The 2,128-nt window shown below is 40.2% G+C and carries 2 protein-coding genes and 1 pseudogene; 2 read left to right on the top strand and 1 reads right to left on the bottom strand.

The window, feature by feature from the left end; genetic code table 11:
• The coding region (locus REG_RS08130; protein ID WP_039908075.1) for an SIS domain-containing protein at window positions 1-501 on the top strand (501 nt) is incomplete at its 5' end.
• A 10-nt stretch (window positions 502-511) separates the two neighbouring features.
• Entirely contained in the window at window positions 512-1,096 is a 585-nt protein-coding gene (gene dolP, locus REG_RS08125; protein ID WP_006705200.1) for a division/outer membrane stress-associated lipid-binding lipoprotein, read from the top strand.
• Between the two features lie 189 nt (window positions 1,097-1,285).
• Here the strand turns inward: dolP and REG_RS08120 are convergent.
• A pseudogene (locus REG_RS08120) lies at window positions 1,286-2,128 on the bottom strand (response regulator); the annotation flags it as partial.

Raw genomic sequence — 2,128 nt, 5'->3', positions numbered from 1 at the left:
TCCATTGCAGCCAATATATTAGCTGATGCACTGCTGAATGATAATAAAATTCTCTGTTGCGGTGATAATGCATCGGCAACTCATGCTCAATACTTTGCCAGCAATATGATAAATCGTTTCGAAGCAGAACGACCAAGCTTACCTGTAATAGCCCTAAACGGAAACATGGGCATGCTCACGGAAGAAGTTTACGCTAAACAAATAAAGGCTATTGGACGGGAAGGTGATGTTTTGTTAGCTATTTCTACGCGATGCAACAGCAATGATACAGTGAAAGCAGTGGCAGAGGCAGCCACGCGGAGTATGAAAATTGTCGCGCTTACCGGTTGTGATGGTGGCAAATTATGTGGTTTACTCATTTCACAAGAATGTGTAGAAATTCGTGTGCCTTCCTTCCACAGTGCTCATATACATGAAATACATATGTTGGTGATAAATTGTTTGTCTGATTTAATTGATCACGCTTTATTTTCTTTTCAATTTCCCTCTCAAGATACTTGAAGGAGTAACAATGAAAATTGCGGTCTTTTTGGGTGCATTATGCGGTGTACTACTGTTACAAGGTTGTGTTAGCGCCGTCTTTGTAGGGGGGGTGGCAGTTGCCACAAAATCGGCTAAAGATCCACGCACTCTTGGTACTCAAATTGATGACGGCAAGTTGGAAATTTGTATCACTAAAGCATTAAACAAAGATCCAATGTTGAAAAAGTTGAAAAAAGAGGCGCGTGTGATTGCCACTGTTTATCAAAAAAAAGTTCTACTCACCGGTCAAGTACCTGACCGTGAGTCATCTGATAGTGCTAAAAAAATTGCGATGAGTGTAGAAGGGGCGAGTGAAATATATAATGAAATTCGGCAGGGAAACATAATAGATCTGGCAACAATTACAAATGATACTTGGATCACCACCAAAATACGTTCCTTGCTCTTAGCCAGTGATTCAGTTAAATTCTCTAATGTTAAGGTTATTACCGAGAACAGCGAGGTATTTCTATTAGGCTTAGTAACTCAACAAGAAGAACAGGCCGCAGCAGATATAGCCAGTAAAGTTAATGGCGTGAAGCGTGTAATTACTGTTTTTACTCGCGTAAAATAATCTGCCCATCGTTGGTTTTGTATTTTTTTACTCATTTAGCCTGTACAACTAAAAAATAGCAATCTCCATCACATATTTGAATCATTTTTATAACAATTAGAGTGATGATTTGCTATCTTGTTTATGACGATGGATTTAATGGCCTGTTCAAAATCATTTCTAGCAAGTACAAGAGATTTAGAATAGCCTTCAAGGCCTATCAGAATTTCCCTGGTGATTAGCGCAATCTTCGCGCACCCCGGCCTCGGTCGGGGTTATTTTTTCAGCATTGACAAGCCATTCACGCAAAGCCTGAACATCGTTATGCCATTCCAATTTTAGTTCATCGACCCAATCCTGAACGTTATCTGACCATGCTGGCAATGAGGGTGTCTGTATCTGTTGTGCTAGCTGGTGTAAATGGCGTAAACCGACTGATCCGGCTGCTCCTTTAATTTTATGCGCTTCCTGTGTGATACCATTTTGATCTCGTGCAATCATATTAGAGTCTAATATCTCCAAATATCCGGGCATCATTTGCTCAAAAAGTTCCAGACTCTGCTTGATCAAATCCGGCCCAACTAATTTCATGTATTGTTCTAATATTTCAATATCAAGTAAGGATCCATTATTCTGCATTGATTTATGTTCCTGTTTTATCGCAGGAATAGCGGCGGAGTGAGGCCAAAATCGTCTAATCATTACCGTAAGAGCGACAATAGATAGGGGTTTACTCAGCACATCATCCATTCCTGCATCTAAATATTCTTTTCTGTCTTTTAAGACATTAGCCGTTAATGCTACTAATGGGGGTAACTTGTGTTGTACATACTTCTCTCTGATCCGGCGAGCAATATCCAAGCCGCTCATATCAGGAAGTTGAATGTCCAATAATACTAAATCGAAATCATCTGGACTAAATACCAGCAAGGCATCATGTCCATTCATTGCCACCTCAACACTGCTACCCAATTTTTCTAACGCCGAACGGGCAACGATGACATTGAGTTCAATATCTTCAACCAACAAAATACGTAGGGAAGGCAAAAGCAC

Origin of the sequence: Candidatus Regiella insecticola LSR1, assembly GCF_000143625.1 — a bacterium.
Lineage (GTDB): Bacteria > Pseudomonadota > Gammaproteobacteria > Enterobacterales > Enterobacteriaceae > Regiella > Regiella insecticola.
Note: the sequence above shows the minus strand (reverse complement) of the source record. Positions and strands in the feature narration are given on the sequence as shown.

Excerpts from the sequence above, each read along its gene's own strand:
- dolP (WP_006705200.1), top strand. The coding sequence starts at position 512 with ATGAAAATTGCGGTCTTTTTGGGTGCATTATGCGGTGTACTACTGTTA.